Below are 1,716 nucleotides of genomic sequence, written 5' to 3'. Positions count from 1 at the left end.
TACCAGGCCGTCGTCGAGTACCGATCGATCGTGCGGGGATTCCTCAACTCCGTCTTCTACGCAGGCGTCGGAACGTTTGTCAACGTGACCTTGACATTGCTCGCGGCGTACCCGCTGTCACGGCGCGACCTTTATGGCCGCAACTGGTTCATGCTGCTGTTCGTCTTCACGATGATGTTCAGCGGCGGCCTGATCCCGACCTACCTCGTCGTGCACGACCTCGGCCTGCTGAACACCCGCTGGGCACTGATCCTGCCCACCGCCATGGCCGTCTGGAACATGATCATCACCCGCACCTACTACCAGGTGACGATCCCGCACGAGCTGCTGGAGGCCGCCCGTATCGACGGCTGCGACGACTTCAGGTTCTTCCTCCGGATCGTCATTCCCCTGTCGAAACCCATCATCGCCGTCAACGCCCTGTTCTACGCGGTCGCCCACTGGAACCAGTTCTTCAACGCACTCATCTACCTGACCGACGAAACGCTGTTCCCCCTCCAGCTCGTGCTCCGCGAGATCCTGATCCAGAACACCGTCGAACCCGGCGCCATGGACGTCGCGGAGATGGTGCGCCGCCAAGAGCTTCGGGACCTGTTGAAGTACACCCTCATCGTCGTCGCCAGCATCCCGCCCCTGCTGGCCTATCCATTCGTCCAGAAGCACTTCGTCAAGGGCGTCATGATCGGCTCCCTCAAGGGCTGACCTGATCCCAAAGAACAGGGAGGACGCTGCGATGGCCACACTGCTCCGCCGGCCGGAGACGGCCCCGGGCGCCGACGTCGACTCGCCCCGCAACCGGCGTGCCGCCCAGCGCCGAGCCAACTGGCGACAGGTCAAGCACAACTGGCAGCTCTACCTCATGCTGCTCCTTCCCGTGGCCTACATCCTGGTCTTTCACTACTGGCCGATGTACGGCGTACAGATCGCGTTCAAGAACTACAACGTCGTGCAGGGCATCAGCGGCAGCCCGTGGGTCGGTCTGGCGCACTTCGAACGGTTCGTCGAGTCCTTCATGTTCTGGCCCGTCATCCGCAACACCATCATCCTGCACAGCTACGAACTCATCGCCACATTCCCCCTGCCCATCATCCTCGCGCTCGCCCTCAACCAGGTGCGGATGCAATGGTTCAAACGCTCGGTACAGCTGATCACCTACGCACCGCACTTCATCTCCACCGTGGTCGTCGTCGGCATGCTCTTCGTCCTGTTGGACCCACGAACCGGCCTGCTCAACAACCTCCTCGGCACAATAGGCATCGGCCCGCTCGACCTGCTCGGCAACCCCGACTACTTCCGCCACATCTACGTCTGGTCAGGCGCCTGGCAGAACCTCGGCTTCGCCGCGATCATCTACCTCGCCGCACTCGCCGGCATCGACCCCGAACTCCACGAAGCCGCCATCGTCGACGGCGCCAACCGGATCAAACGGATGTGGCACATCGACATACCCGGCATCATGCCGGTCGCCGTCATCCTGCTCATCCTCAACATCGGCACCATCCTGTCGGTCGGGTTCGAGAAGGTCCTACTCATGCAAACCCCGCTCAACCTAGGAACCTCCGAAGTCATCGACACCTACGTCTACAAAGTAGGCCTCGCCGCCGCCGTGCCGCAGATCTCCTACGCCGCGGCAATCGGACTCTTCCGCTCCGTCGTAGGCCTCATCCTGCTCGTCCTCGCCAACCAGATCGCACGCCGATTCGCCAGATCCAGCCT

At 62.2% G+C, this 1,716-nt stretch carries 2 protein-coding genes; both read left to right on the top strand.

The window, feature by feature from the left end; all coding sequences use genetic code 11:
• Positions 1-702: carbohydrate ABC transporter permease (locus tag ABN034_RS34185; RefSeq protein ID WP_349695100.1), on the top strand; the 702-nt coding region annotated here is incomplete at its 5' end.
• Positions 703-733: 31 nt separating this feature from the next.
• The coding region (locus tag ABN034_RS34180) for an ABC transporter permease (RefSeq protein ID WP_349695099.1) at positions 734-1,716 on the top strand (983 nt) is incomplete at its 3' end.

The sequence above is a fragment of the Actinopolymorpha sp. B11F2 genome, assembly GCF_040195635.1.
Classification (GTDB): domain Bacteria; phylum Actinomycetota; class Actinomycetes; order Propionibacteriales; family Actinopolymorphaceae; genus Thermasporomyces.
The sequence above is the reverse complement of the archived record's forward strand: the minus strand, read 5'-3'. Positions and strand labels throughout refer to the sequence as shown.